Genomic DNA, 22,838 nt, shown 5'->3' on the forward strand with positions numbered 1-22,838 from the left:
AACCATGACCATCATCGAGGACGCCGTCCCCGCCACCCGGCACACCGACGACGAGCGCACACCGCTGCTGGAGGTCCGCGACCTGCACGTCGAGTTCCACACCCGGGAGGGCGTGGCCAAGGCGGTCAACGGCGTCAACTACACCGTCCGCGCGGGCGAGACGCTCGCCGTGCTCGGCGAGTCCGGCTCCGGCAAGTCGGTCACCGCGCAAGCGATCATGGGCATCCTGGACATGCCGCCGGCCCGGATCCCGAAGGGCGAGATCCTCTTCCGCGGGCAGGACATGCTGAAGATGTCCGGCGAGGAGCGCCGCAAGCTCCGCGGCGCCAGGATCGCGATGATCTTCCAGGACGCCCTCTCCTCGCTCAACCCGGTGCTGACCGTCGGCTACCAGCTCGGCGAGATGTTCCGGGTGCACCTGGGCATGTCCCGCAAGGAGGCCAAGGCCAAGGCCATCGAGCTGATGGACCGGGTGAAGATCCCGGCCGCCGCGGCCCGGGTCAACGACTATCCGCACCAGTTCTCCGGCGGTATGCGCCAGCGCATCATGATCGCGATGGCGCTGGCGCTGGAGCCGGACCTGATCATCGCCGACGAGCCGACGACGGCCCTGGACGTCACCGTCCAGGCGCAGGTGATGGATCTGCTCGCGGAACTGCAGCGCGAGTTCAACATGGGCCTGATCCTGATCACCCACGACCTGGGCGTGGTCGCGGACGTGGCGGACAAGATCGCGGTGATGTACGCGGGCCGGATCGTGGAGCAGGCGCCGGTGCACGAGCTGTACAAGCGCCCGGCCCACCCGTACACACGGGGTCTGCTGGACTCCATCCCGCGCCTGGACCAGAAGGGCCAGGAGCTGTACGCCATCAAGGGCCTGCCGCCCAACCTGCTGCGCATCCCGACCGGCTGCGCCTTCAACCCGCGCTGCCCCAAGGCCCAGGACATCTGCCGCGAGCAGGTCCCGGACCTGATGCCGGTCACCGAGCGCGACGGCGGGGAACTGCCCGGCCGCGCCTCGGCGTGCCACTTCTGGAAGGAGACGATCCATGGCTGAGCTCAGCAAGAACGACGAGCAGCAGGACGCCACGCCGAACGTCTCCGAGGTGGACGTCGTCGAGGCCCGCACCGAGGACGAGGCGGTCGACGCCATCGAGGCACCCGCGGAGCGCGGCGAGCCGATCCTGCAGGTGCGCAACCTGGTGAAGCACTTCCCGCTCACCCAGGGCATCCTGATCAAACGTCAGGTCGGTGCGGTCAAGGCCGTCGACGGCATCTCCTTCGACCTGTACCAGGGCGAGACCCTGGGCATCGTGGGCGAGTCGGGCTGCGGCAAGTCGACCGTCGCCAAGCTGCTGATGAACCTGGAGCGGGTGACCGCGGGCGAGATTTTCTACAAGGGCCAGGACATCACCAAGCTGTCCGGGCGCGCGCTGAAGGCGGTGCGCCGGAACATCCAGATGGTGTTCCAGGACCCGTACACCTCGCTCAATCCCCGGATGACGGTGGGCGACATCGTCGGCGAGCCCTTCGAGATCCACCCGGAGGTGGCCCCGAAGGGCGACCGGCGGCGCAAGGTGCAGGAGCTGCTGGACGTGGTCGGCCTGAACCCCGAGCACATCAACCGCTACCCGCACCAGTTCTCCGGCGGCCAGCGCCAGCGCATCGGCATCGCGCGCGGCCTGGCGCTCAACCCCGAGATCATCATCTGCGACGAGCCGGTGTCCGCGCTGGACGTGTCGGTGCAGGCGCAGGTCGTCAACCTGATGGAGCGGCTGCAGGACGAGTTCAACCTGTCCTACCTCTTCATCGCGCACGACCTGTCGATCGTCCGGCACATCTCCGACCGCGTGGGCGTGATGTACCTGGGCCAGATCGCCGAGATCGGCACCGACGAGCAGATCTACGACCACCCGACGCACCCCTACACCCAGGCGCTGCTGTCGGCGGTCCCAGTGCCCGACCCCGACGCCCGCGAGCACCGCGAGCGGATCATCCTCACCGGTGACGTGCCCTCCCCGGCCAACCCGCCCTCGGGCTGCCGCTTCCGCACCCGCTGCTGGAAGGCCCAGGACAAGTGCGCCGAGGAGGTCCCGCTGCTGGCGATCCCGGAGCGCTTCCAGGGCTCGGACTCGCCCGCGGCGCACGAGTCGGCGTGCCACTTCGCCGAGGAGAAGGACGTCGTGCACGCGGCCTGACCCTCGTGTCACCCCGCGCAGGAGAGGCACCCGCCCGTGCAGAGGGCGGGTGCCTCTCACACGTCTGCCGTTACGACCCGCCGCGTCACCCGAAGAGCGGGAGGCGGTCGGCGTCGGCCCCCAGCACCGTGCGTTCGGACTCCGTCAGCGGCACGCGTCCGGTGGCGACCCGGGCGTAGTGCTCGTCGCTCCAGTCCGCCGCCACGGGATGGCCGAGGAGGCCGTCGAGCGTGTCCCGGACCGCCGCGAGTCCGGCCTTCGACGGCGCCGGGGCGGTGGGGAGCCCCGCGAGCATGTCGAGGTGGTGCAAGGTCGCCTCGACGGCGAGGGTCGTCATCAGGTCCCCGGCCGTGAGGACCTGGCCCTGCGTGGTCACACGGCGCCCGGCATCGGCCGCCTCAGCGGCCACCACCGCGGCCGCCGCGGTCTCCAGGTACAGCTCCTGCAACTGGGAGAACTCCAGGAACATGCTCGCGCCGACCCGGGCCCAGCGGCGGCCGTGGGCGGCGCCCACGGTACCGGGCTGCCAGTCCTGCCAGTACGTGACGGCATCGCGCGTCACCGGTCCGGAGGCCGGAGTGTGCAGGGCCACCAGCCCCCGCTGGGCATCCGCGAGGCAGTGGAAGACGAGGTCGCGCACCGCCCAGCCGAGACAGTCGGTGGGCTGCCAGGACGCCTCGTCGTCGAGGCGGGCCACGACGGCCGCGAGGGCGTCGTAGGCGGCACGCAGCACCGCGGCGGGAGCCGGAGGGGCGGAGTTCACTGCGCCGTCCATGCCGGCATCGTACGAGCGGGTGAGCGGTCGTCACCAGGCAGGGCCGGGCGGGCGCGCTGGACGGACCACGGGGCCGGACCACGGGGCCGGGCCGCAGGGCCGCATCGCCGGGGCCGGCCGCGGTACCGCACCGGTGGAGCCGTTCGGCCGAACGGCTGGAGTCCCGGCGCGCCCGGTGCGGCGGCGGTGCGACATGCGGCTTGTCTGCTGATATGTGTGCAGGCCGGCCCGGCCCGGGTCGCGTCGTCAGGACCCGGGCCGGGCGCGCCGAGGCACACCGCACCACCCGAGGAGGCGCCCATGCGGGCAGCTGCGCGCGCCGCGTGGGCCGCCGGTGCGGTGGCGGCCGTGCTGGCGCTTGCCGCCTGCGGGAGCGGGGCGGGGCCGGCGGGCGGGAGCGTGCTCAGCTCCTCCTGGGGCGACCCGCAGAACCCGCTGGAGCCGGCCAACACCAACGAGGTGCAGGGCGGCAAGGTGCTCGACATGATCTTCCGCGGGCTCAAGCGGTACAACCCGCGCACCGCCAAGGCCGAGAACATGCTCGCCGAGAAGATCGAGACCACCGACTCGCGCACCTACACCATCACCGTCAAGCCCGGCTGGCGCTTCAGCAACGGCGAACCCGTCACCGCCCGCTCCTTCGTGGACGCCTGGAACTACGGCGCGAGCCTGCGCAACAACCAGAAGAACGCCTACTTCTTCGGCTACATCGAGGGCTACGACAAGGTCCACCCCGCAAGCGGCACCCAGAGCGCCGACACCCTCTCCGGGCTGAAGGTCACCGGTCCGCGGACCTTCACCGTCCGGCTCTCCCAGGCGTTCTCCTCCTTCCCCGACACCCTCGGCTACGCCGCCTTCGCCCCGCTGCCCCGGGCGTTCTTCACCCACCACAAGGACTGGCTGGACAAGCCGATCGGGAACGGCCCGTACACCATCGCGTCGTACACCAAGGGCGCCCAGATGTACCTGAAGAAGTGGGACGCCTACCCCGGGCCCGACAAGGCGCGCAACGACGGCGTCACGCTGATGGTGTACACCGACAGCAACACCGCCTACACCGACGTGCTGGCCGGCAACCTCGACCTGGTCGACGACATCCCCGCCACCCAGCTGAAGAACGTCCGGTCCGACCTGAGCGGCCGGTACATCAACAGCCCCGCCGGCATCCTGCAGACCCTCGCGTTCCCGTTCTACGACAAGGCGTGGAACACCGACGGCGCCCGCAAGGTGCGCACCGGCCTGTCCATGGCCATCGACCGGGCGCAGATCACCCGGACCCTCTTCCGGGGCACCCGCACCCCGGCCACCGACTGGACCTCACCCGTCCTCGGCACGGACGGCGGCTACCAGGCCGGGCTGTGCGGCCGGGCCTGCGAGTACCACCCGGCCGAGGCCAGACGGCTCGTCCGGGAGGGCGGCGGGCTGCCCGGCGGCCAGGTGCGCATCACGTACAACGCCGACACCGGCTCGCACAAGGAGTGGGTGGACGCGGTGTGCAACTCCATCAACAACGCGCTCGGCGACGACCACGCCTGCGTCGGCAACCCGGTCGGCACCTTCGCCGACTTCCGCAACCAGATCGCCCGGCACCGCCTGAAGGGCCCGTTCCGGGCCGGCTGGCAGATGGACTACCCGCTCATCCAGAACTTCCTCCAGCCGCTCTACTACACGAACGCCTCCTCCAACGACGGCAAGTGGTCGAACCCGCAGTTCGACCGCCTGGTCGACCGGGCCAACGCCGAAACCGACCACACCACGGCGATCCGGCTGTTCCAGCAGGCCGAGCGCGTCGTCAGGGACAACATGGCCGCCATCCCGCTGTGGTACCAGAACGGCAGCGCCGGCTACACCGACCGGCTGCACGACGTGGCGCTCAACCCCTTCAGCGTCCCCGTCTACGACGAGATCAGGGTCGGCTGAGCCGCCATGGGACGCTACGTCGCGCGGCGGCTGCTGCAGATGATCCCGGTGTTCGTCGGCGCCACCCTGCTGATCTTCCTGATGGTCAACGTCATGGGCGACCCGGTGGCCGGCCTGTGCGGGGAACGCGCCTGCGACACCGCCACCGCCGCCCAGCTCAAGCGGGAGTTCGGCCTCGACAAGCCGGTGTGGCAGCAGTACGCGACCTACATGGGCAACGTCTTCACCGGCGACTTCGGCACCGCGTTCAACGGCCAGCCCGTCCTGGAGCTGATGTCCACGGCGTTCCCGGTCACCATCCGGCTCACGCTCGTCGCCATCGTCCTCGAAGTCGTCGTCGGCGTCGCCCTGGGCGTGGTGACCGGGCTGCGCCGGGGCCGGCCCGTCGACACCGCCGTGCTGCTGGCCACCCTCGTCGTCATCGCCGTGCCCACCTTCGTCACCGGGCTGCTGCTGCAACTGCTGCTCGGCGTGAAGTGGGGCTGGGTCAGACCGTCGGTGCCGCCGCAGGCCACCCTCGACCAGCTCATCCTGCCCGGCCTGGTTCTCGCCTCCGTCTCGCTGGCCTACGTCACCCGCCTGACCCGGACCTCGCTGGCGGAGAACCGGCGCGCCGACTACGTGCGCACCGCCGTCGCCAAGGGCCTGCCCCGCCGCCGCGTGGTCGTCCGGCACCTGCTGCGCAACTCGCTCATCCCCGTGGTCACCTTCATCGGCACCGACATCGGCGCGCTGATGGGCGGCGCCATCGTCACCGAGCGCATCTTCAACATCCACGGCGTCGGCTACCAGCTCTACCAGGGCATCCTGCGCCAGAACACCCAGACCGTCGTCGGCTTCGTCACCGTCCTCGTGCTGGTCTTCCTGGTCGCCAACCTGCTCGTGGACCTGCTGTACGCCGTCCTCGACCCCCGGATCCGCTATGCCTGACCAGCAGCCCTTCGAGCAGCCCGGCGAGCCCCGAGGCCCGGTCGCCGGCACCGGCACGGGCGGCGCCATGGACCTCGCGGCGAGCGAGGCGGCCGGCCTGGCGCCGGACCCGGGCGGCCCCGCCCCCGGCGGACCGGCCGGCCGCCCCCGCTCGCTGTGGTCCGACGCCTGGCACGACCTGCGCCGCAACCCCGTCTTCCTGCTCTCCGCCCTGGTGATCTGCTTCCTCATCCTGATCGCGCTGTGGCCGTCGCTGATCGCCCCCGGCAACCCCCTGCAGTGCGACCTGGCCCGCGCCCAGGACGGCCCGCGCCCCGGCCACCCCTTCGGCTACGACGGCCAGGGCTGCGACGTGTACACCCGCACCGTGCACGGCGCCCGCGCCTCCGTCACGGTGGGCGTGTGCGCCACCCTCGGGGTCGCCGTCCTCGGCTCCGTCCTCGGCGGCCTCGCCGGGTTCTTCGGCGGGGCGTGGGACGCCGTCCTGTCCCGGATCACCGACATCTTCTTCGCCATCCCGGTCGTCCTCGGCGGACTGGTCCTGCTGTCCGTCATCACCAGCAGCACCGTCTGGCCGGTCGTCGGGTTCATCGTGCTGCTGGGCTGGCCGCAGATCTCCCGCATCGCGCGCGGCGCGGTCATCACCGCCAAGCAGCACGACTACGTGCAGGCCGCCCGCGCCCTGGGCGCCTCCAACACCCGGATCCTGCTGCGCCACATCGCGCCCAACGCGGTCGCCCCGGTGATCGTCGTCGCCACCATCGCGCTGGGCACGTACATCGCGCTGGAGGCCACCTTGTCCTTCCTCGGCGTCGGACTGAAACCGCCCAGCGTGTCCTGGGGCATCGAGATCTCCGCCGCCTCGCCCTACGTCCGCAACGCCCCGCACGCGCTGCTGTGGCCCGCCGGGGCCCTGGCGGTCACCGTGCTGGCGTTCATCATGCTCGGCGACGCGGTGCGCGACGCCCTGGACCCGAAGCTGAGGTGACGCACGGCGTGCTGCTCGAAGTCAGCGACCTGCACGTGGAGTTCCGCACCCGGGACGGCGTCGCCCACGCCGTCAACGGGGTCAGCTACGCCGTCGACGCCGGCCAGACGCTCGCCGTGCTCGGCGAGTCCGGCTCCGGCAAGTCCGTCACCGCCCAGGCGATCATGGGCATCCTCGACATGCCGCCGGGCCGCATCACCGGCGGCCGGGTGCTCTTCCGGGGCCGGGACCTGCTCACGCTCAAGGAGGAGGAGCGGCGGCGGATCCGGGGCGCGGGCCTGGCCATGATCTTCCAGGACGCGCTGTCCGCGCTGAACCCGGTGATGACCGTCGGCGACCAGCTCGGCGAGATGTTCGTCGTGCACCGGGGCGCCTCCCGGCGCGCGGCGCGGGCGCGGGCGGTGGAGCTGATGGAGCGGGTGCGCATCCCGGCCGCCGCCCAGCGCGTGCGCGACTACCCGCACCAGTTCTCCGGCGGGATGCGCCAGCGCATCATGATCGCCATGGCGCTGGCGCTGGAGCCGGACCTGATCATCGCCGACGAGCCGACCACGGCCCTGGACGTGACCGTCCAGGCCCAGGTGATGGACCTGCTGGCGGAACTCCGCCGCGAGTACGACATGGGCCTGATCCTGATCACCCACGACCTGGGGGTGGTCGCGGACGTCGCGGACAAGATCGCGGTGATGTACGCGGGCCGGATCGTGGAGCAGGCGCCCGTGCACGAGCTGTACCGGCGCCCCGCCCACCCCTACACCCGCGGCCTGCTGGAGTCCATCCCGCGCCTGGACCACAAGGGCCGGGAGCTGTACGCGATCAAGGGGCTGCCGCCCAGCCTCACCCGCATCCCGCCCGGCTGCGCCTTCCACCCGCGCTGCCCGATGGCCCGCGAGGTGTGCCGCACGGACGTGCCGCCGCTGTACGAGGTCTCGCCGACGCGGGGCAGCGCCTGCCACTTCTGGAGGGAGTGCCTGGATGGCCACGCCGTCGACGGCCCCGACCGCGCCCGCGCCTGAGCCGATCCTCGAGGTCCGCGGACTGGTCAAGCACTATCCGCTCACCCGGGGCGTGGTGTTCCGCAAGCAGATCGGCGCGGTGAAGGCCGTCGACGGCGTCGACTTCGTCCTCGGCCGGGGCGAGACGCTGGGCATCGTCGGCGAGTCCGGCTGCGGCAAGTCCACCGTCGCCCGGCTGCTGTGCCACCTGGAGCAGCCGACGGCGGGCGAGATCCGCTACCGGGGCGAGGACATCACCAAGCTGTCCGGCAAGGCCCTGAAGGCGGTGCGCCGCAACATCCAGATGGTGTTCCAGGACCCGTACACCTCGCTCAACCCGCGTATGACGGTGGGCGACATCATCGGCGAGCCGTACGAGATCCACTCCGAGGTGGCGCCCAAGGGCGACAGGCGCAGGAGGGTCCAGGAACTGCTGGACGTCGTCGGCCTCAATCCGGAGTACGTCAACCGCTACCCGCACCAGTTCTCCGGCGGTCAGCGCCAGCGCATCGGCATCGCGCGCGGGCTGGCCCTGCGCCCGGAGATCATCGTCGCGGACGAGCCGGTCTCGGCGCTGGACGTGTCGGTGCAGGCGCAGGTGATCAACCTCATGGAGCGGCTGCAGGCGGAGTTCGACCTGTCCTACGTCTTCATCGCGCACGACCTGTCCGTCGTCCGGCACATCTCCGACCGGGTGGCGGTGATGTACCTGGGGCGGATCGTGGAGACCGGCACCGACGAGCAGATCTACGAGCACGCCACCCACCCCTACACCCAGGCGCTGCTGTCGGCGGTGCCGGGGCCCGACCCGCAGGCGCGCGAGCGGCGCGAGCGGATCGTCCTGAGCGGTGACGTGCCCTCCCCGGCCGACATCCCCTCCGGCTGCCGCTTCCGCACCCGCTGCTTCAAGGCGCAGGAGCGCTGCGCGGTGGAGGTCCCGCTGCTGGCGGTGCCCGAGGAGTTCCGGCACACCGGCGGCCCGGCCGCCCACGACTCGGCGTGCCACTTCGCGGCGGAGCGGCAGGCGGTGCGGCCGAAGGGGCGCGAGCAGGCGGGGGAGCACAAGGGGGCGAGGGAGCCCGAGGGGCGCGAGGAGGCGGGGCGGCCCGAGCCGCGCGACGCCGACGGGCACAACGCCACGAACGCCTCGTAGGGCCGCCGTGTCCGTTAACGCGCGGGCAACTTGATGGAAGCGGCGCCGATATGTGCACGCGGCACACTGGAGGACGTACGGCCGTGCGGGTGCCGTGGACGGGCCGGGGCGCGCCATGCCGCCCCGGCCCGTCGTGTCCGCCGGCCACCCGTCCGTGGCCGTCACGCCTCGGGCCGCACCGCTACGCCAGGCCCAGGGACCGCTTGAGGAAGTCGACCTGGAGCAGCAGCAGGTTCTCCGCGACCTGCTCCTGCGGGGTCATGTGGGTGACCCCGGACAGCGGCAGCACCTCGTGCGGGCGACCGGCGGCGAGCAGGGCGGAGGACAGCCTCAGGGCGTGGGCGACGACCACGTTGTCGTCGGCGAGGCCGTGCACGATCATCAGCGGCCGGTGCGGCTCGGCGGGCGCGGACAGACCGGTGTCGGTGACGAGGGAGTTCTTCGCGTACGTCTCCGGGTGCGCGGCCGGGTCGCCCAGGTACCGCTCGGTGTAGTGGGTGTCGTACAGGCGCCAGTCGGTGACCGGGGCGCCCGCGATGCCCGCGTGGAAGACGTCGGGGCGGCGCAGCACGGCCAGCGCGGCGAGGTAGCCGCCGTAGGACCAGCCGCGGACGGCCACCCGGTCCAGGTCGAGCGGATAGGTCTTCGCGAGGTCGTGCAGGGCCTCGATCTGGTCTTCCAGGGTGACCGTGAAGTCGTGGTGGACGGCCTTCTCCCAGGCGGGGGAGCGGCCGGGGGTGCCGCGTCCGTCGGCGACGACCACCGCGAAGCCCTGGTCGGCGAACCACTGGGAGGTCAGGTGCGCGTTGTGCGCGGCGAGCACCCGGGGGCCGTGCGGGCCGCCGTAGGGGTCGAGGAGGACGGGCAGGGCAGTGGAGGTGTCATGGGGGTAGTCCGTAGGCATAAGCACGGCGCACGGGATTTTCCGTGCGCCCCCCTGGGTGAGGGTCACCCGCGGGGTCAGACCGGGATCTTCCGCCCGGGAGGCGATGATCGCCGTCTGCTTGCCGCCCTGCAGCACCCTCACCCGCGCACCCGGCCGGTCCGGGGTGGCGGACACCAGGACGGTCACGCCCCCGGCGCGCACCGCGGAGTGCACGCCCGCCTCCTGGCTCACCCGCTCCACGCCCAGCTCGTTGACGCGGTAGACGTGCACCTCGCCGATCTCCGCCTCGGCCGCCTCCGCGCCCGCCGAGGCGGAGACCAGCACGTCGTCGTCCGACACGTCCAGCACCGCGCGGACGTGCAACTGCGGCCCGGTCAGCGGCCGTTCACCGACCGCCAGCACCCGCGCGCCGCCTTCGTCCGCGATCCGCACCAGCTGACCGGACGGGCTCCAGCACGGCACACCGGGGAAAAGATCAAGCCAAGTTGGATCTTCGTCGGCGTGCACCATGCGGGTCGTCCCCGCGTCCGGGTCCACGGCCAGGTACAGCTGGCTGCGCTGGTCCCGCGCCTGCACGAGCAGCAGCGGCGCCCCCGCCTGTGACCAGTGCACACGGGCGAGATACGGGTAGCGCTCCCGGTCCCAGACGACCTCCGTGCGCGCCCCGTCGAGGCCGATCACGAACAGCCGCACGTCCGCGTTGGCGGTGCCGGCGGCCGGGTAGCGGACGTGAGCCGGCTCACGTCCGGGCTGCGCGGGATCGGAGATCCACCACTGCCCCACCGGCGCGTCGTCCGCCCGCGCCACCAGCAGCCGGTCCGACTCCGGCGCCCACCAGAAGCCCCGTGCGCGGCCCATCTCCTCCGCCGCGACGAACTCGGCGAGTCCGTACGTCACGGACTGCTCCTCCGGCTCGGCGAGCGCCCGGTCGCCGTCGCCCTCGGCGCCCACCACGCGCAGGGCGCCGCCGGTGACGTAGGCGATGTGCCGCCCGTCCGGGGACGGGCGCGGGTCGATCACCGGCCCGGGCACGCGCAGTTCACGCGTGGTGCCGGCCCGCAGTTCGGCCGTGAAGAGCCGCCCGGAGAGCGCGAAGGAGGCCAACTCGACGGCTGCGTCGGTGGCGTAGCCGACGATCCCGGCGCCGCCCTCGCGGCTGCGCTCACGGCGTGCGCGCTCCTCGGGCGAGAGGTCCTCCGCGGCGCCGCCGAGGAGGGCGCGCGGGTCCGCGGCCAGGCGCTCGGTGCGGTCGTCCAGGTCCAGGGTCCACAGCGCGTGCGCGCGGTCCGTGCCGGAGCCGGAGCGCAGGAACACGACGCGCGAGGCGTCGGGAGCCACGGTGAACGCGCGGGGCGCGCCGAGCGTGAACCGCTGGGTGCGCGCGTGCCGTCGGGGGAAGGAGACAGGCTCGGTCGTCATGCCCCGACCATATTGGCCATGCGCCCCCTTGTGCGGCTGTGCGCGGGCCTGCGCGCAGGTGCGGATAGTTATGATCACTAGCGCATAGTGGGTATGAACGCACTGCCCGTTGTGTGGATTTATCTGCTGCCCGTCCGTCTTCCAGTCCGTCCGACCAAGACCCCGACCCCCGACACCCCCCGCGTCCTGGGATCTTTGGAGGTGAGCCGCCGTGGCACTCTCGATTTCGGCGGTGGTGCTGCTGGCGATCATCGTCTTCCTGCTGATCAAGAAGTCCGGTCTGAAAGCCGGTCACGCGATCGTGTGCATGCTGCTGGGCTTCTACCTCGCCTCCTCGACGGTCGCCCCCACGATCAGCGAACTCACCACGAACATCGCGGGGATGATCGGCAGCATCAAGTTCTGAGCGCGGCCCCGCCCGGCCCGCCGCGTCCCGACCCGGACCCGCCCGGTCCGCCGCGCCCCGACCGGATGACCGGGGCGCGCGGGCGTCGGGGCCGGGCCTCGTAGGCTGGTACCCATGACGGAACTGCCTGCTCGACGTCTGCTGCTGGTGCACGCGCACCCCGACGACGAGTCCATCAACAACGGCGTGACCATGGCCCGGTACGCGGCCGAAGGCGCCCTGGTGACCCTGGTGACCTGCACACTCGGGGAGCGGGGCGAGGTGATTCCGCCCGAGTTGCGGCATGTGGGCGGGGCCGCGCTGGGCGCCCACCGCCGGCAGGAACTCGCTGCGGCGATGCGCGAGCTGGGAGTCGAGGACGCCCGGCTGCTCGGCGGCGCCGGACGGTACCAGGACTCCGGGATGATGGGGCTGGCCGACAACGACGACCCGGACTGCCTGTGGCAGGCCGACCTCGACGAGGCCGCCGGGCACCTCGTCGCCGTCATCCGCGAGGTGCGGCCCCAGGTCCTCGTGACCTACGACGACAACGGCGGCTACGGGCACCCCGACCACATCAAGGCCCACCGCATCGCCATGCGCGCCGTGGACCTCGCCGCCGACCCCGCCGTGCGCCCCGACCTCGGCGCGCCCTGGGACGTCCCCCGGGTCTGCTGGAACCGGGTGCCGCGCTCCGTCGCCGAGGCCGCCTTCGCGCGGCTGCGCGAGGACCTGCCCGGCCTGCCCTTCGCCAAGTCCGCCACCGTGGACGACGTCCCCGGCGTCGTCGCCGACGAGCGGATCACGGTCCGGATCGAGGGCGATCGCCGCACCGCCGCCGCCAAGGCCGCCGCGATGCGCGCGCACGCCACCCAGATCGAGGTGGCCGAGCCCTGCTTCGCGCTCTCCAACGAACTCGCCCAGCCGCTGTTCACCACCGAGTACTACGAGGTGGTGCGCGGACCGGGCGCCGAGGCGGACCTGACCGATCTGTTCGCCGGAATCGAGGGGGTCGCATGAGCCCGGCAGGGCGGGGGCCCGCCCGGGAGCCCGCGCCGGGTTCCCTGCTGGCGCAGCCCCTCAAGCCGCCCTCCCCGGGGCGGGCCGCCGCCTACCTGGGGCTGTTCGTGCTCGGCGCGGTGGTCGGCGTCGCCGGGGCACTGCTCCAGGCCGCCTGGTTCCCCGGCGGGCTGCTGCTCGCCCTCGCGGGCGCCGCCGGGCTCTTCCTGGGCGGGGCGCAGGCCCTGCGCAGCCGTGGCGGGGCGGGCGCGGGCGCGGCCGGCTGGCTGATCGTCGTCATGCTGCTCACCGCCAGCCGCCCCGAGGGCGACTTCCTCTTCGCGGCGGGCATCGGCTCCTATCTCTTCCTGCTCGGCGGCATGGCCGTCGCTGTGATCTGCGCCACCCTCGGCCGGGCGCGGCAACCGGATGGCCGTGACGTCCGACTTGGGAAATGACGTACCGCTTCTTCCCCCGGCCCCCGTGCGGGTCCGGTGTGGGTTTCCCCAATGGCCCAGGGATGCGGGCCCGACGTGGCCAGTATGGTGGTGCGCGCCGCCGAGCCGCCCCCACTCTCAGGTCGTAACGGGCGGCGGAGCCAACCGGGAGAACCTGCCTTGAGTCGTGAAACTGACACTCCGTCCTCCGGGCCCCACGGGCGCGGGGGAGCCGCCTACCCCTCGGGGACCCCGCCGTACGGCATCCCGGCGGCGTCCGGCGACGGCGCGGGCGCGGACCGCGGTGCCGCGCAGCCGGAGGAACGCAAGACCGAGACCACGCTGACGACCCGCATCAAGATCAACATTCCTGGGTCGCGGCCGATCCCGCCCGTGGTCGTGCGCAAGCCCGTCGCCGGGGCCGGCGCCGAGGCGGACGGGGCCGCCGACGGGGCGAAGTCCCCCGGCGCGCCCGGCAGGGGCAAGCAGGAGCCCTTCGGTTCCGGCGCTCTCGGCGGCGGTGGCGCGGACAACGGCCGTGACGCGGGCATCCCGGACGGCACCGCGGCGTCCTCGGGCACGGCCGAGGCCGCACGCGCCGAACAGGCGGCCCCGGCCGAGGAGAAGGCGACCAGCGACTGGTTCGCGCCCCGCAAGCCCCCGGTGAACAAGGGCGGTCAGGGCGGCAAGAGCGGTCAGGGCGGTGCCGGTGCGTTCGGCGGCGGGGCGGCCACCACCGCCGACGGGGCCGCGGCGTCCGGCGGTCCTGGTTCCGCCGACACGACCGCGCCGGGCGGCGCGCGTCCGGGCGCCGGCGGGCGTCCCGCAGGCGGTGGGCGCCCCGGCGGCGTCGTCGGCTCCATGAACGTACCCGGCGGTGCCCGCGGCGGCGCGCCGTCCCGCAACGGCAAGGGCACCGGGCTGCCCGGGGCCACCGGCGGCCCCGTCGCCCCGGGCCACGGCGGCGGCACCGGCTCCTTCGACGTGACCGAGGCGCTGGCGGCCGGCCCGCTCGGCGGCTCCCGCCCCGGCGGCCCCGGCGAGCCGCGCCGCGACGACCTGCCGTTCTTCGCCGAGAACGGGCACAGCGGCGGCGGTGCCGGCGACCCGGGCGGCGCGCGCGGCCACGACGGCGCGTCCACCGGCTCCCCCACCTCCAGCGGCTCCAGCGGCCCGGGTGGGGCGGGCGTCCCCGGCGGCCCCGGCCGGCCGGGGGGCGGCCCGCAGGGACCCCCCGGCCCCCCCGCCGGGCCCGCCCCCCGTGCCGCCCGGCCCCACGCGCCCGCCGCGCCCGGGGGGGGGCGGCCGCCCGCGGCGGCCGCGGGGGGCGGGGGGGGGGCCGGCGGGGCCCCGCCGGCCCCACCGGCGGTCCGGTCACCGGTGACGCCAGGCTCGACGCGGGCGCGAGCGCGGCCGGCGCGCACACCGCGCGTCCCGGCGGCGGGCTGAGCGACGACACCGCGATCCTCACCCCGCAGCGGCCGGTCCCCGGCTCCGGCGCCGCCCCGGGTTTCGCCCCCCGGCCGGACAACGTCTCCGGGGACACCGTCACCAGCGGCATGCCCGTCGTCCAGCCCGGCGCCTCGCCGCTGCGGGGTGGCGCCGGCGGCACCGGGCCCGCGGCCCGGTCCGCTGCGCAGCCGTCCGCGCCGGCCCCGCAGGGCACCTCCGCCAAGTCCGGCAAGCAGGCCAAGAAGAAGGGCCGCAGCAAGCTGGCGCTGCTCGGCGGCGGCGTGGTCGTCGTGGCCGGTGTCGCCTACGGCGCCGGGCTGCTGATGAACCACTCCGACGTGCCCAAGGGCACCACCGTGCTCGGCGTCGACATCGGCGGCGGCACCCGCGACGACGCGGTCAAGAAGCTCGACGACGCCTTCGGCAAGCGGGTGAACGCGCCGCTGAAGCTGTCGGTGGAGGGAAAGACCGTGTCGCTGAAACCGGATCAGGCCGGGCTCCAGTTCGACACCCAGGCCACCGCCAGCGCGGCGGCGAAGAGCGACTACAACCCGGTCTCCGTGATCGGCTCCCTGTTCGGCAACCACCGCGTGGTCCAGCCGCAGATGCCCATCGACGAGGAGAAGTTGCAGGCCGCGCTGCGCACGGCCGCGGGCGGCGCCGGGTCGGCGGCCGACGGCACCATCACGTTCGAGCCGGGCAAGGCCGTGGCCGTGTACGGCAGGACCGGCAAGAGCATCGACGCGGCCCGCTCCGTCCAGGCGGTCGAGCAGGCGTACCGCACCCAGGTGGAGACCGGGACCACCACCCCCGTGCGGGTGCCCACCACCACGCGTCGCCCGACGGTCTCGAACGCCGAGGTCGACCGGATGATGAAGCAGTTCGCCGAGCCGGCGATGTCCGGCAGGGTGACCGTCATGACGGACCCGGCGCACTCGGTGGTGTTCAGCCCGCAGAAGTCGCTGTGGAAGTTCCTGCGCGTCAAGGCCGTGGGCGGCAAGCTGGTGGACTCCTACGACGAGACGGCGCTCAAGCAGCTCTACGGCGGCGCCTTCGACGGCGTGCTGATCACCCGCGGCACGGGTCAGAAGACGCCCGTCACCGTGCAGGACGTGATCAGCGCCATGCGCCCGGCCCTGATGAGCAAGACCAACCGGGTCGGCGTCATCGACACCGACCCCAGCTAGGGCCTGTCCGCCGTCACCCGTGCCGCATGACATCTGTCATGCGGCAGTCAGGACCCCCGACACTGCCGCCCGCCCCGGCCCGGCGGACAGCATGGGGGCATGACGACGACAGGTACGACGACAGGGACGGCCGCGGACGCCGCCGCCGCGACCGCGGTCGTGGTGTTCGACCGGGTGACCAAGAGCTACGGCGACGTACGGGCCGTGGACGGGCTGAGCCTCGCCCTGCGCCCGGGGGAGACCGTGGCCCTGCTCGGCCCGAACGGCGCCGGCAAGTCCACCACCCTGGACCTGCTGCTCGGCCTGAAGAACGCCGACAGCGGCTCGGTCACCCTTTTCGGCACCGGCCCGCGCGAGGCGATCGTGGCCGGCCGGGTCGGCGCGATGCTGCAGAGCGGCGGCCTGATGGAGGACGTCACCGTCGCCGAACTGGTCCGGCTCGCCTGCGACCTGCACCCCAGGCGGTACCGGGTGCACGACGTGCTGGCCCGGGCCGGGATCTCCGAGATCGCCGACCGCAAGGTCAACAAACTCTCCGGCGGCCAGGCCCAGCGGGTGCGGTTCGCGCTGGCCACCGCCGGCGACAGCGACCTGATCGTGCTGGACGAGCCGACCACCGGCATGGACGTCTCCGCCCGCCAGGCCTTCTGGGCCACCCTGCGCGAGCAGGCCGACCAGGGCCGTACGGTGCTGTTCGCCACCCACTACCTGGAGGAGGCCGACGCCGTAGCCGACCGGGTGCTGGTGCTGCACCGGGGCAGGCTGCTGGCCGACGGCACGGCCGCCGAGATCAAGGCGAAGGCCGGTGCCCGCCGCGTCCGCTTCGACCTGCACGGGCCGATCGACGAGGCGGCCCTGCGCCGACTGCCGTTCCTCACCGCCCTCGACGTCAGCGGCCACACCGTCCGGATCCAGTCGTCCGACGCCGACGCCACCGTCCACGCCCTGTACGGGCTCGGCCTCTACCCCCGCAACCTCGAAGTCGCCGGGCTCGGGCTCGAGCAGGCGTTCGTCGCCATCACCGAGGCCGAGGAGGCCAAGCAGTCGTGAACACCTTCGCCTCACGCAGCCTGATCAAGCTGGAACTCGCCCGCGCCCTGCGCAACCGGAAGTTCCTGTTCTTCTCGGTGCTCTACCCGTCGATCCTGTTCCTGATCATCGCCGGGCAGTCCGACGGCACGGCGCGCATCGACGGCACCGGGCTGACCCTGCCGACCTACATGATGGTCTCCATGGCCTCCTTCGGTGCCCTGACCGCCGTGCTGATGGGCAACAGCGAGCGCATCGCCAAGGAGCGCGAGAGCGGCTGGGTGCGCCAGCTGCGGCTGACCCCGCTGCCCGGCCACGGGTACGTCCTCGCCAAGACCGCGAGCGCCGCCGTGGTGAGCCTGCCGTCCATCGTCGTCGTGTTCGTGGTGGCCGCCGCCGTCAAGCAGGTCCGGCTCGACGCCTGGCAGTGGTGCGCCCTGACCGGCGCGATCTGGGCCGGCAGCCTCGTCTTCGCCGCGCTCGGCGTGGCCATCGGCTACCTCGCCACCGGCGACGCCGTCCGGCCGATCACGATGATCGTCTACTTCGGCCTGTCGCTGCTCGGCGGCCTGTGGATGCCGGCGACCACCTTCCCGCGGTGGTTGCAGAACATCGCCGACTGGCTGCCGACGCACGCGTACGCTGCTCTCGGACAGGCCATCGAACGAAGCCAGGCCCCGCACCTGAAGGACGTCACGCTCCTCGTCGTCTTCTTCGCCCTGTTCGCGGGCGGTGCCGCCTGGCTGTACCGGAAGGACACGCTGAAGGCGTGAGCGCCATGACGACGCACGACCAGCGGCCCGACGAGGCGAGCACGCTGCGGCAGGTGCCCCTCGGCCTGCCACCGCGCGACCGGGCCGACGTGGTGCGCAAGTTGGTGTGGATCCTGCCCTGGCTCATCTTCCTCGGCTCGCCGGTGAAGGATCTGGTCTCCGGACCCCACACGACCGCCGCGACGGCGGCCGGCTGGGTGGGTCTGATGGCCTTCACCGCCACCTATCTCACGCTGGTCTTCCGGAACATGGGCCGGCCGTTCCCGGGCCCGGTGGTCGCCTGTTTCGTCGCCGCGCTCGGCACGCTCGCCGTCGTGCTGAACGTCACCCTGGGCGGGCAGTGGGTCGGCCTGTTCGTGTACGTCTCCGTCGCCTGCGGCGCGACCTTCCCCCCGAAGACCGCGTACTGGACCGTCCCGCTGACCACCCTGGCGATGCTGCTCACCGGCCTGTCCAACGGCGAGAACGACATGGCGACCTTCCTGCTGCTGGTGCTGCTCATCGGCTTCGCCATGACCGGCGTACGGCAGCTGGTGCGCACCACGATCGAGCTGCGCCAGGCCCGCGCCACCGTCGCCCAGCTCGCCGCCAACGAAGAACGCCTGCGCCTGGCCCGCGACCTGCACGACCTGCTCGGCCACTCGCTGTCCCTGATCACGCTCAAGAGCGAGCTGGCCGGCCGCATGCTCCCCGCCCACCCGGACAAGGCGGCCCAGCAGGTCGCCGACATCGAACAGGTCAGCCGGCAGGCCCTGGTCGACGTCCGCGAGGCCGTCACCGGCTACCGGCGCCCCCGCCTGGCCGCCGAACTCGCCGGCGCCCGGGTCGCCCTGACCGCCGCCGGAGTCAGCGCCGAACTGCCCGCCGAGCCCCCGCTGGACGGCGTGCCCGAGGAGAGCGAGTCCGCGCTCGCCTGGGCGTTGCGCGAGGCGGTCACCAACGTCGTCCGGCACAGCGGCGCCGGCCGCTGCACGGTGGAGGTGCTGCGCCGCCAGACCCTGGACGGCGCCTTCCTCGAACTCACCGTGGAGGACAACGGCTCGGGCGGCCCCGGCAAGGACCCGGGCAACGGCCTGACCGGCCCGGCCGAGCGCCTGCACAAGGCCCGCGGCACGCTGGAGGCGGGCCGCGTCAAGCGCGGCTTCCGGCTGGTCGCCCGGGTGCCGCTGGCCGCCGGCGGCACCGTAGGATCCCCGGCATGAGCAGCACGATCAAGGTCCTCCTCGCCGAGGACCAGTCGATGGTCCGCGAGGCGCTGGCCGCCCTGCTCGGGCTGGAGGCGGACATCGAGGTCGTCGCCCAGGTGGCGCGCGGCGACGAGGTCCTGGCCGCCGCCCGCGCCCACGCCGTCGACGTGGCCCTGCTCGACATCGAGATGCCCGGCTGCACCGGCATCGAGGCCGCCGCCCGGCTCCACCGCGAGCTGCCCGCCGTCAAACTGGTCGTCCTGACCACCTTCGGCCGCCCCGGCTATCTGCGCAGCGCCATGGAGGCGGGCGCCGACGCGTTCCTGGTCAAGGACGCGCCCGCCGCGCAACTGGCCGAGGCGGTGCGCAAGGTGCTGGCCGGCGAGCGGGTCATCGACCCCACGCTGGCCGCCGCCGCGCTCGCCGAGGGCGCCAACCCGCTCACCGACCGCGAACGCGAGGTGCTGCGCGCCGCCGCCGACGGCTCCACCAACGCCGAACTGGCCAAGGCCCTGCACCTGTCCCAGGGCACTGTCCGCAACTACCTGTCCACGGCCATCCAGAAACTCGCGGTCCGCAACCGCACGGAGGCGGTGCGCATCGCACGGGAGAAGGGCTGGTTGTAGCCGGGCCCTGCCCGGCCGCCGTGACCGGTGGGTAGAAGAGACGGGGGCGGAGGCATGGCTGGTTCGTGCCCCTTTCACGACCCGCCCGAACCGGCGGTGTCCCCCGCCGTCGGCTCCGGCGCGCGGTGGTGGTGGTAGGCGTGGTGCGGGGCGAAGCCGAGACCGGCGTACAGCGCCTGCGCGCCGGTGTTGTCCGTCTCGACCTGCAGGCAGGCCGCCGAGGCGCCCTCGTCGAGGGCCCGCCGGGCGAGCGCGGCCATCACGGTCGTGGCCAGGCCGCGCCGCCGCTGGTCCGGGTCCACCTCGACGGCGCTGAAGGTGGCCCACCGCCCGTCCACGACGCAGCGGCCGATCGCGGCCGGCGGGTCGCCCGCCGCCGCACCGGGCACCGCCGCGAACCACACCGACGGCCCCGCCTCCAGGACCTTCACCGCCACCTCGCTCAGCCCCTTGCGCCGGTAGCGCGCACGCCACGCCTCGTCGGCCGTGCGGGACAGCACGACCCCGGAGCCCTCGGCCCGGTCCGCGACCGGTGCGAGCGCCCCGATCCACAGCTCGGCGGTCACCTCGCGCACCCAGCCGCGCCGCTCCAGCCCGGCGGCGAGCACCTCCTGGGTGCCCTCGGCGCCGGTGGCGGTCTGGATGTACGCGGGCAGGCCGCGCTCGCCATACCAGCGTCGTACGGCGGCCAGCGCCGCGTCGAGCGGAAGGCCGGGGTCGCCGAGCGGCAGCACGGAGTTCGCCCGCCGGGTGAACCCGCCGGCGGCCCGCAGCTCCCACCCGCCGAGCCGCTCGCTCTCCACCGGCTGCCAGGCGCGCGCGGTGACCCGGGCGAGTTCCTCGTACGACGCGGCCGGTCCGCGCCGGCGCGCGGGGGCCGCGGGAACGACCTTTCCGGCGACCAGGTCGTTCTCCGCGATCCGGACGCTCTCCCCGCCCTTCCGTGTGATCAGCAGCACACCGTCGTCCCATGATGTGAGAACGCCCACCGTGTCGGTGAACTTCTCGCCCGTCCCCCCGGGTACGCTCAAACGCCGGACGGAGACCCGTTTGCCCACGTCAGCAGCGGTGATACGGACCTCGAAGCGTCCTGTCGCCGGAATTTCCACAGGTCAGTTCACCCCTCCTGTTCGGATCATGCCCCGGAACGGAGATACTAGGGGCGGGCATCGACGACGCCGCGCTCCCGCGCGCCAGGCGGCGGAGCCTGAGGAGGCCCGCCAGCGCCCTATCGAGGAGGAACGACAGCGTGACCTACGTCATCGCGCAGCCTTGTGTCGACGTCAAGGACAAGGCGTGCATCGAGGAGTGCCCGGTCGACTGCATCTACGAGGGCCAGCGGTCCTTGTACATCCACCCGGACGAATGCGTCGACTGCGGAGCCTGTGAGCCGGTCTGCCCGGTCGAGGCGATCTTCTACGAGGACGACGTGCCGGAGGAGTGGAAGGACTACTACAAGGCCAACGTCGAGTTCTTCGACGAGCTGGGCTCTCCCGGCGGCGCCAGCAAGCTGGGGCTGATCGAGCGCGACCACCCCTTCGTGGCCGCACTGCCGCCGCAGGGCGAGTAACCCCGAGCGGCCCGCACACCGTGCCGCCCCGGTCCCGTACGGCCTGATCGCCCCCGGCGGTCGGTCGCCGTACGGGACCGAGGCGTCTCACCGTGCCGGGCGTACGCAGGCGCAGGCGCCGCCCGCGCCGGACGAGAAAGTGAGCCTGATCCCCGTGTCCGCAGTCTCCGACCGGCTTCCCACCTTCCCCTGGGACAAGCTGGAGCCGTACAAGAAGACGGCCGCGGCCCACCCCGGCGGCATCGTCGACCTGTCGGTCGGCACCCCGGTCGACCCGGTCCCCGAGCTGATCCAGAAGGCGCTGGTCGCGGCGGCCGACTCCCCGGGCTATCCCACCGTGTGGGGCACGCCCGAGCTGCGCGACGCGATCACCGGCTGGGTGGAGCGCCGCCTGGGCGCGCGCGGGGTCACCCACCGCCACGTCCTGCCGGTCGTCGGCTCCAAGGAACTGGTCGCCTGGCTGCCCACGCAGCTGGGCCTCGGCCCCGGCGACAAGGTCGCCTACCCGCGCCTGGCCTACCCCACCTACGAGGTCGGTGCCCGCCTGGCCCGCGCGGACCACGAGGCCTACGACGACCCCACCGCCCTGGACCCGGCGCACCTGAAGCTGCTGTGGCTCAACTCGCCGTCCAACCCCACCGGCCGGGTGCTGGGCAAGGAGGAGCTGACGCGGATCGTCGCCTGGGCCCGGGAGCACGGCGTGCTGGTCTTCTCCGACGAGTGCTACCTGGAACTGGGCTGGGAGGCCGACCCCGTCTCGGTCCTGCACCCGGACGTCAACGGCGGCTCCTTCGACGGCATCGTCGCCGTGCACTCCCTGTCCAAGCGGTCCAACCTCGCCGGGTACCGGGCCGCCTTCCTGGCCGGCGACCCGGCGGTCCTCGGCCCGCTGCTGGAGATCCGCAAGCACGGCGGCATGATGACGCCGGCGCCCACCCAGGCCGCGGTCGTGGCGGCCCTCGGCGACGACGCCCACGTCCGCGAACAGCGCGAGCGCTACGCCGCCCGCCGCACCGTCCTGCGCCGGGCGCTGCTGGAGCACGGCTTCCGCATCGAGCACAGCGAGGCCAGCCTCTACCTGTGGGCCACGCGGGAGGAGTCCTGCTGGGACACGGTCGCCCACCTGGCCGAGCGCGGCATCCTGGTCGCCCCGGGCGACTTCTACGGGCCGGCCGGTGAGAGGTTCGTGCGCGTGGCCCTGACGGCCACGGACGAGCGGATCGAGGCGGCGGCGGCGCGCCTGGCGCGGTAGGCGCCCGGTTCGAGCGCCGGCCCGCGCACACGAAGGCGACGGGGCCCGGGGAGACGTCCCCGGGCCCCGTCGCGTGCCTACGGCGCCGCCGTGTCCGTGCCGAGAAGTCCTACGGCCGGTGCGCGCGTCGCTCAGCCGCCCAGGGGCAGGCCGGTCGAGGGCAGGGACTGCGTCGGCAGGCCGCCCTTCGTCGCCGTCCTGGCGGTGTCGGCGACCACTCCGGCCGCGGACCCGGCGGCGTCGCCGGCCGCCTTCTGCGCCACCGGGGTGGCCTGCTTCACGAGCTTGCCCCCCGTCTTGCCCGCGGCCGGCACCGTCTGCTTGAGCGCCTTGCTGCCGGTGTCACCCGCGACCCCGGTGAGGTGCTGCGCCGCGCCGTCCACGGTGTTGCCGACGTGCGCCCCGTCCAGGGCGGTCAGGCCGCCGATGTTCGGGGTGGCCGGCAGCTCGGGGGCAGCGCTGGCGGAGCCGGCCGCACCGACCCCGGCAGCCGCTCCCGCAGCGACGAGCAGCGCGGCACGGGCGATCCGGCGGGTCAGGGGGAGGGACATGTTGCTCCTTCGACGGAGAGAACGGTGAAGACGCAGTGACTACCGCTCGAAGCCGACGAAGGTTGCGGCGGGCCGACGTAAAGAGTTGGCAATGCGTCGCATTATCGGCTGCGCACAAAAACGGAC

Annotated in this window: 20 protein-coding genes and 1 pseudogene; 17 read left to right on the forward strand and 4 right to left on the reverse strand. The window is 73.2% G+C overall.

The window, feature by feature from the left end:
• Positions 1-4: 4 nt before the first annotated feature.
• Both GV126_RS21125 and GV126_RS21130 read left to right on the forward strand, forming a co-directional pair.
• Positions 5-1,057, forward strand: coding sequence for an ABC transporter ATP-binding protein (locus tag GV126_RS21125; protein ID WP_159669170.1), 1,053 nt, complete (start codon positions 5-7; stop codon positions 1,055-1,057).
• A complete protein-coding gene (locus GV126_RS21130) occupies positions 1,050-2,198 on the forward strand; it encodes an ABC transporter ATP-binding protein (protein WP_159669173.1) in 1,149 nt (382 codons plus the stop codon). The genes GV126_RS21125 and GV126_RS21130 overlap by 8 nt, the downstream gene beginning before the upstream one ends.
• Before the next feature lie 85 nt (positions 2,199-2,283).
• On the opposite strand, the gene GV126_RS21135 is transcribed toward GV126_RS21130, so the two are convergent.
• Positions 2,284-2,973, reverse strand: coding sequence for a maleylpyruvate isomerase N-terminal domain-containing protein (locus GV126_RS21135; RefSeq protein ID WP_159669176.1), 690 nt, complete (start codon positions 2,971-2,973; stop codon positions 2,284-2,286).
• Positions 2,974-3,273: 300 nt separating this feature from the next.
• On the opposite strand from GV126_RS21135, the gene GV126_RS21140 reads away from it, so the two are divergent.
• Genes GV126_RS21140 through GV126_RS21160 form a run of 5 tightly spaced genes read left to right on the forward strand, consistent with a single transcriptional unit; the run spans position 3,274 to position 8,959 of the window.
• Positions 3,274-4,893 (forward strand): peptide ABC transporter substrate-binding protein, encoded by a 1,620-nt coding sequence (locus GV126_RS21140; protein ID WP_159669179.1) that lies wholly within the window; start codon positions 3,274-3,276, stop codon positions 4,891-4,893.
• 6 nt (positions 4,894-4,899) lie between these two features.
• Positions 4,900-5,823: an ABC transporter permease gene (locus tag GV126_RS21145; RefSeq protein WP_159669182.1), complete on the forward strand. Its 924-nt coding sequence runs from the start codon at positions 4,900-4,902 to the stop codon at positions 5,821-5,823.
• Positions 5,816-6,811 carry an ABC transporter permease gene (locus GV126_RS21150; RefSeq protein ID WP_159669185.1) on the forward strand — a complete coding sequence of 332 codons (996 nt, stop codon included), beginning with the start codon at positions 5,816-5,818 and terminating at the stop codon, positions 6,809-6,811. The genes GV126_RS21145 and GV126_RS21150 overlap by 8 nt, the downstream gene beginning before the upstream one ends.
• An 8-nt stretch (positions 6,812-6,819) precedes the next feature.
• The gene (locus tag GV126_RS21155; protein WP_159669188.1) at positions 6,820-7,827 is read left to right on the forward strand and encodes an ABC transporter ATP-binding protein; all 1,008 of its coding nucleotides are present in this window, start codon (positions 6,820-6,822) and stop codon (positions 7,825-7,827) included.
• Positions 7,787-8,959, forward strand: a complete 1,173-nt coding sequence (locus GV126_RS21160; protein WP_159669191.1) for an ABC transporter ATP-binding protein — start codon at positions 7,787-7,789, stop codon at positions 8,957-8,959. The genes GV126_RS21155 and GV126_RS21160 overlap by 41 nt, the downstream gene beginning before the upstream one ends.
• A 181-nt stretch (positions 8,960-9,140) precedes the next feature.
• On the opposite strand, the gene GV126_RS21165 is transcribed toward GV126_RS21160, so the two are convergent.
• A complete protein-coding gene (locus GV126_RS21165; RefSeq protein ID WP_159669194.1) occupies positions 9,141-11,264 on the reverse strand; it encodes a S9 family peptidase in 2,124 nt (707 codons plus the stop codon).
• Positions 11,265-11,475: 211 nt separating this feature from the next.
• Between GV126_RS21165 and GV126_RS21170 the strand changes: the two genes are divergently transcribed.
• The 8 genes and pseudogenes from GV126_RS21170 (at position 11,476) to GV126_RS21205 (ending at position 19,339) form a co-directional block, all read left to right on the forward strand.
• A complete protein-coding gene (locus GV126_RS21170) occupies positions 11,476-11,670 on the forward strand; it encodes a hypothetical protein (protein ID WP_003992731.1) in 195 nt (64 codons plus the stop codon).
• A 114-nt stretch (positions 11,671-11,784) separates the two neighbouring features.
• A complete protein-coding gene (gene mshB / locus GV126_RS21175; RefSeq protein WP_159669197.1) occupies positions 11,785-12,669 on the forward strand; it encodes an N-acetyl-1-D-myo-inositol-2-amino-2-deoxy-alpha-D-glucopyranoside deacetylase in 885 nt (294 codons plus the stop codon).
• The gene (locus GV126_RS21180; RefSeq protein ID WP_159669200.1) at positions 12,666-13,106 is read left to right on the forward strand and encodes a DUF6113 family protein; all 441 of its coding nucleotides are present in this window, start codon (positions 12,666-12,668) and stop codon (positions 13,104-13,106) included. Before mshB ends, GV126_RS21180 begins: the two co-directional genes overlap by 4 nt.
• A 159-nt stretch (positions 13,107-13,265) precedes the next feature.
• A pseudogene (locus GV126_RS37710) lies at positions 13,266-15,724 on the forward strand (hypothetical protein).
• 99 nt (positions 15,725-15,823) lie between these two features.
• The gene (locus GV126_RS21190; RefSeq protein WP_159669203.1) at positions 15,824-16,774 is read left to right on the forward strand and encodes an ABC transporter ATP-binding protein; all 951 of its coding nucleotides are present in this window, start codon (positions 15,824-15,826) and stop codon (positions 16,772-16,774) included.
• Complete coding sequence (locus GV126_RS21195) at positions 16,771-17,526, forward strand: ABC transporter permease (protein ID WP_159669206.1); 756 nt, start codon at positions 16,771-16,773, stop codon at positions 17,524-17,526. Before GV126_RS21190 ends, GV126_RS21195 begins: the two co-directional genes overlap by 4 nt.
• Positions 17,527-17,531: 5 nt before the next feature.
• Positions 17,532-18,728 (forward strand): sensor histidine kinase, encoded by a 1,197-nt coding sequence (locus GV126_RS21200; RefSeq protein ID WP_159673939.1) that lies wholly within the window; start codon positions 17,532-17,534, stop codon positions 18,726-18,728.
• A complete protein-coding gene (locus tag GV126_RS21205; RefSeq protein WP_159669209.1) occupies positions 18,725-19,339 on the forward strand; it encodes a response regulator transcription factor in 615 nt (204 codons plus the stop codon). The genes GV126_RS21200 and GV126_RS21205 overlap by 4 nt, the downstream gene beginning before the upstream one ends.
• A 74-nt stretch (positions 19,340-19,413) precedes the next feature.
• Here the strand turns inward: GV126_RS21205 and GV126_RS21210 are convergent, their stop codons facing one another.
• Positions 19,414-20,448, reverse strand: coding sequence for a GNAT family N-acetyltransferase (locus GV126_RS21210; RefSeq protein WP_159669212.1), 1,035 nt, complete (start codon positions 20,446-20,448; stop codon positions 19,414-19,416).
• A 140-nt stretch (positions 20,449-20,588) separates the two neighbouring features.
• On the opposite strand from GV126_RS21210, the gene fdxA reads away from it, so the two are divergent.
• Complete coding sequence (gene fdxA, locus GV126_RS21215; RefSeq protein ID WP_014674796.1) at positions 20,589-20,909, forward strand: ferredoxin; 321 nt, start codon at positions 20,589-20,591, stop codon at positions 20,907-20,909.
• Positions 20,910-21,063: 154 nt separating this feature from the next.
• Positions 21,064-22,161 carry a bifunctional succinyldiaminopimelate transaminase/glutamate-prephenate aminotransferase gene (locus GV126_RS21220; RefSeq protein ID WP_159669215.1) on the forward strand — a complete coding sequence of 366 codons (1,098 nt, stop codon included), beginning with the start codon at positions 21,064-21,066 and terminating at the stop codon, positions 22,159-22,161.
• A gap of 131 nt (positions 22,162-22,292) precedes the next feature.
• On the opposite strand, the gene GV126_RS21225 is transcribed toward GV126_RS21220, so the two are convergent.
• A complete protein-coding gene (locus tag GV126_RS21225) occupies positions 22,293-22,712 on the reverse strand; it encodes an ATP-binding protein (RefSeq protein ID WP_159669218.1) in 420 nt (139 codons plus the stop codon).
• Positions 22,713-22,838 lie beyond the last annotated feature (126 nt).

Origin of the sequence: Streptomyces mexicanus, assembly GCF_902506575.1 — a bacterium.
Classification (GTDB): domain Bacteria; phylum Actinomycetota; class Actinomycetes; order Streptomycetales; family Streptomycetaceae; genus Streptomyces; species Streptomyces mexicanus.

Excerpts from the sequence above, each read along its gene's own strand:
- GV126_RS21125 (WP_159669170.1), top strand. The coding sequence starts at position 5 with ATGACCATCATCGAGGACGCCGTCCCCGCCACCCGGCACACCGACGAC.
- GV126_RS21130 (WP_159669173.1), top strand. The coding sequence starts at position 1,050 with ATGGCTGAGCTCAGCAAGAACGACGAGCAGCAGGACGCCACGCCGAAC.
- GV126_RS21135 (WP_159669176.1), bottom strand. The coding sequence starts at position 2,973 with ATGGACGGCGCAGTGAACTCCGCCCCTCCGGCTCCCGCCGCGGTGCTG.
- GV126_RS21140 (WP_159669179.1), top strand. The coding sequence starts at position 3,274 with ATGCGGGCAGCTGCGCGCGCCGCGTGGGCCGCCGGTGCGGTGGCGGCC.
- GV126_RS21145 (WP_159669182.1), top strand. The coding sequence starts at position 4,900 with ATGGGACGCTACGTCGCGCGGCGGCTGCTGCAGATGATCCCGGTGTTC.
- GV126_RS21150 (WP_159669185.1), top strand. The coding sequence starts at position 5,816 with ATGCCTGACCAGCAGCCCTTCGAGCAGCCCGGCGAGCCCCGAGGCCCG.
- GV126_RS21160 (WP_159669191.1), top strand. The coding sequence starts at position 7,787 with ATGGCCACGCCGTCGACGGCCCCGACCGCGCCCGCGCCTGAGCCGATC.
- GV126_RS21165 (WP_159669194.1), bottom strand. The coding sequence starts at position 11,264 with ATGACGACCGAGCCTGTCTCCTTCCCCCGACGGCACGCGCGCACCCAG.
- mshB (WP_159669197.1), top strand. The coding sequence starts at position 11,785 with ATGACGGAACTGCCTGCTCGACGTCTGCTGCTGGTGCACGCGCACCCC.
- GV126_RS21180 (WP_159669200.1), top strand. The coding sequence starts at position 12,666 with ATGAGCCCGGCAGGGCGGGGGCCCGCCCGGGAGCCCGCGCCGGGTTCC.
- GV126_RS21190 (WP_159669203.1), top strand. The coding sequence starts at position 15,824 with ATGACGACGACAGGTACGACGACAGGGACGGCCGCGGACGCCGCCGCC.
- GV126_RS21200 (WP_159673939.1), top strand. The coding sequence starts at position 17,532 with ATGACGACGCACGACCAGCGGCCCGACGAGGCGAGCACGCTGCGGCAG.
- GV126_RS21205 (WP_159669209.1), top strand. The coding sequence starts at position 18,725 with ATGAGCAGCACGATCAAGGTCCTCCTCGCCGAGGACCAGTCGATGGTC.
- GV126_RS21225 (WP_159669218.1), bottom strand. The coding sequence starts at position 22,712 with ATGTCCCTCCCCCTGACCCGCCGGATCGCCCGTGCCGCGCTGCTCGTC.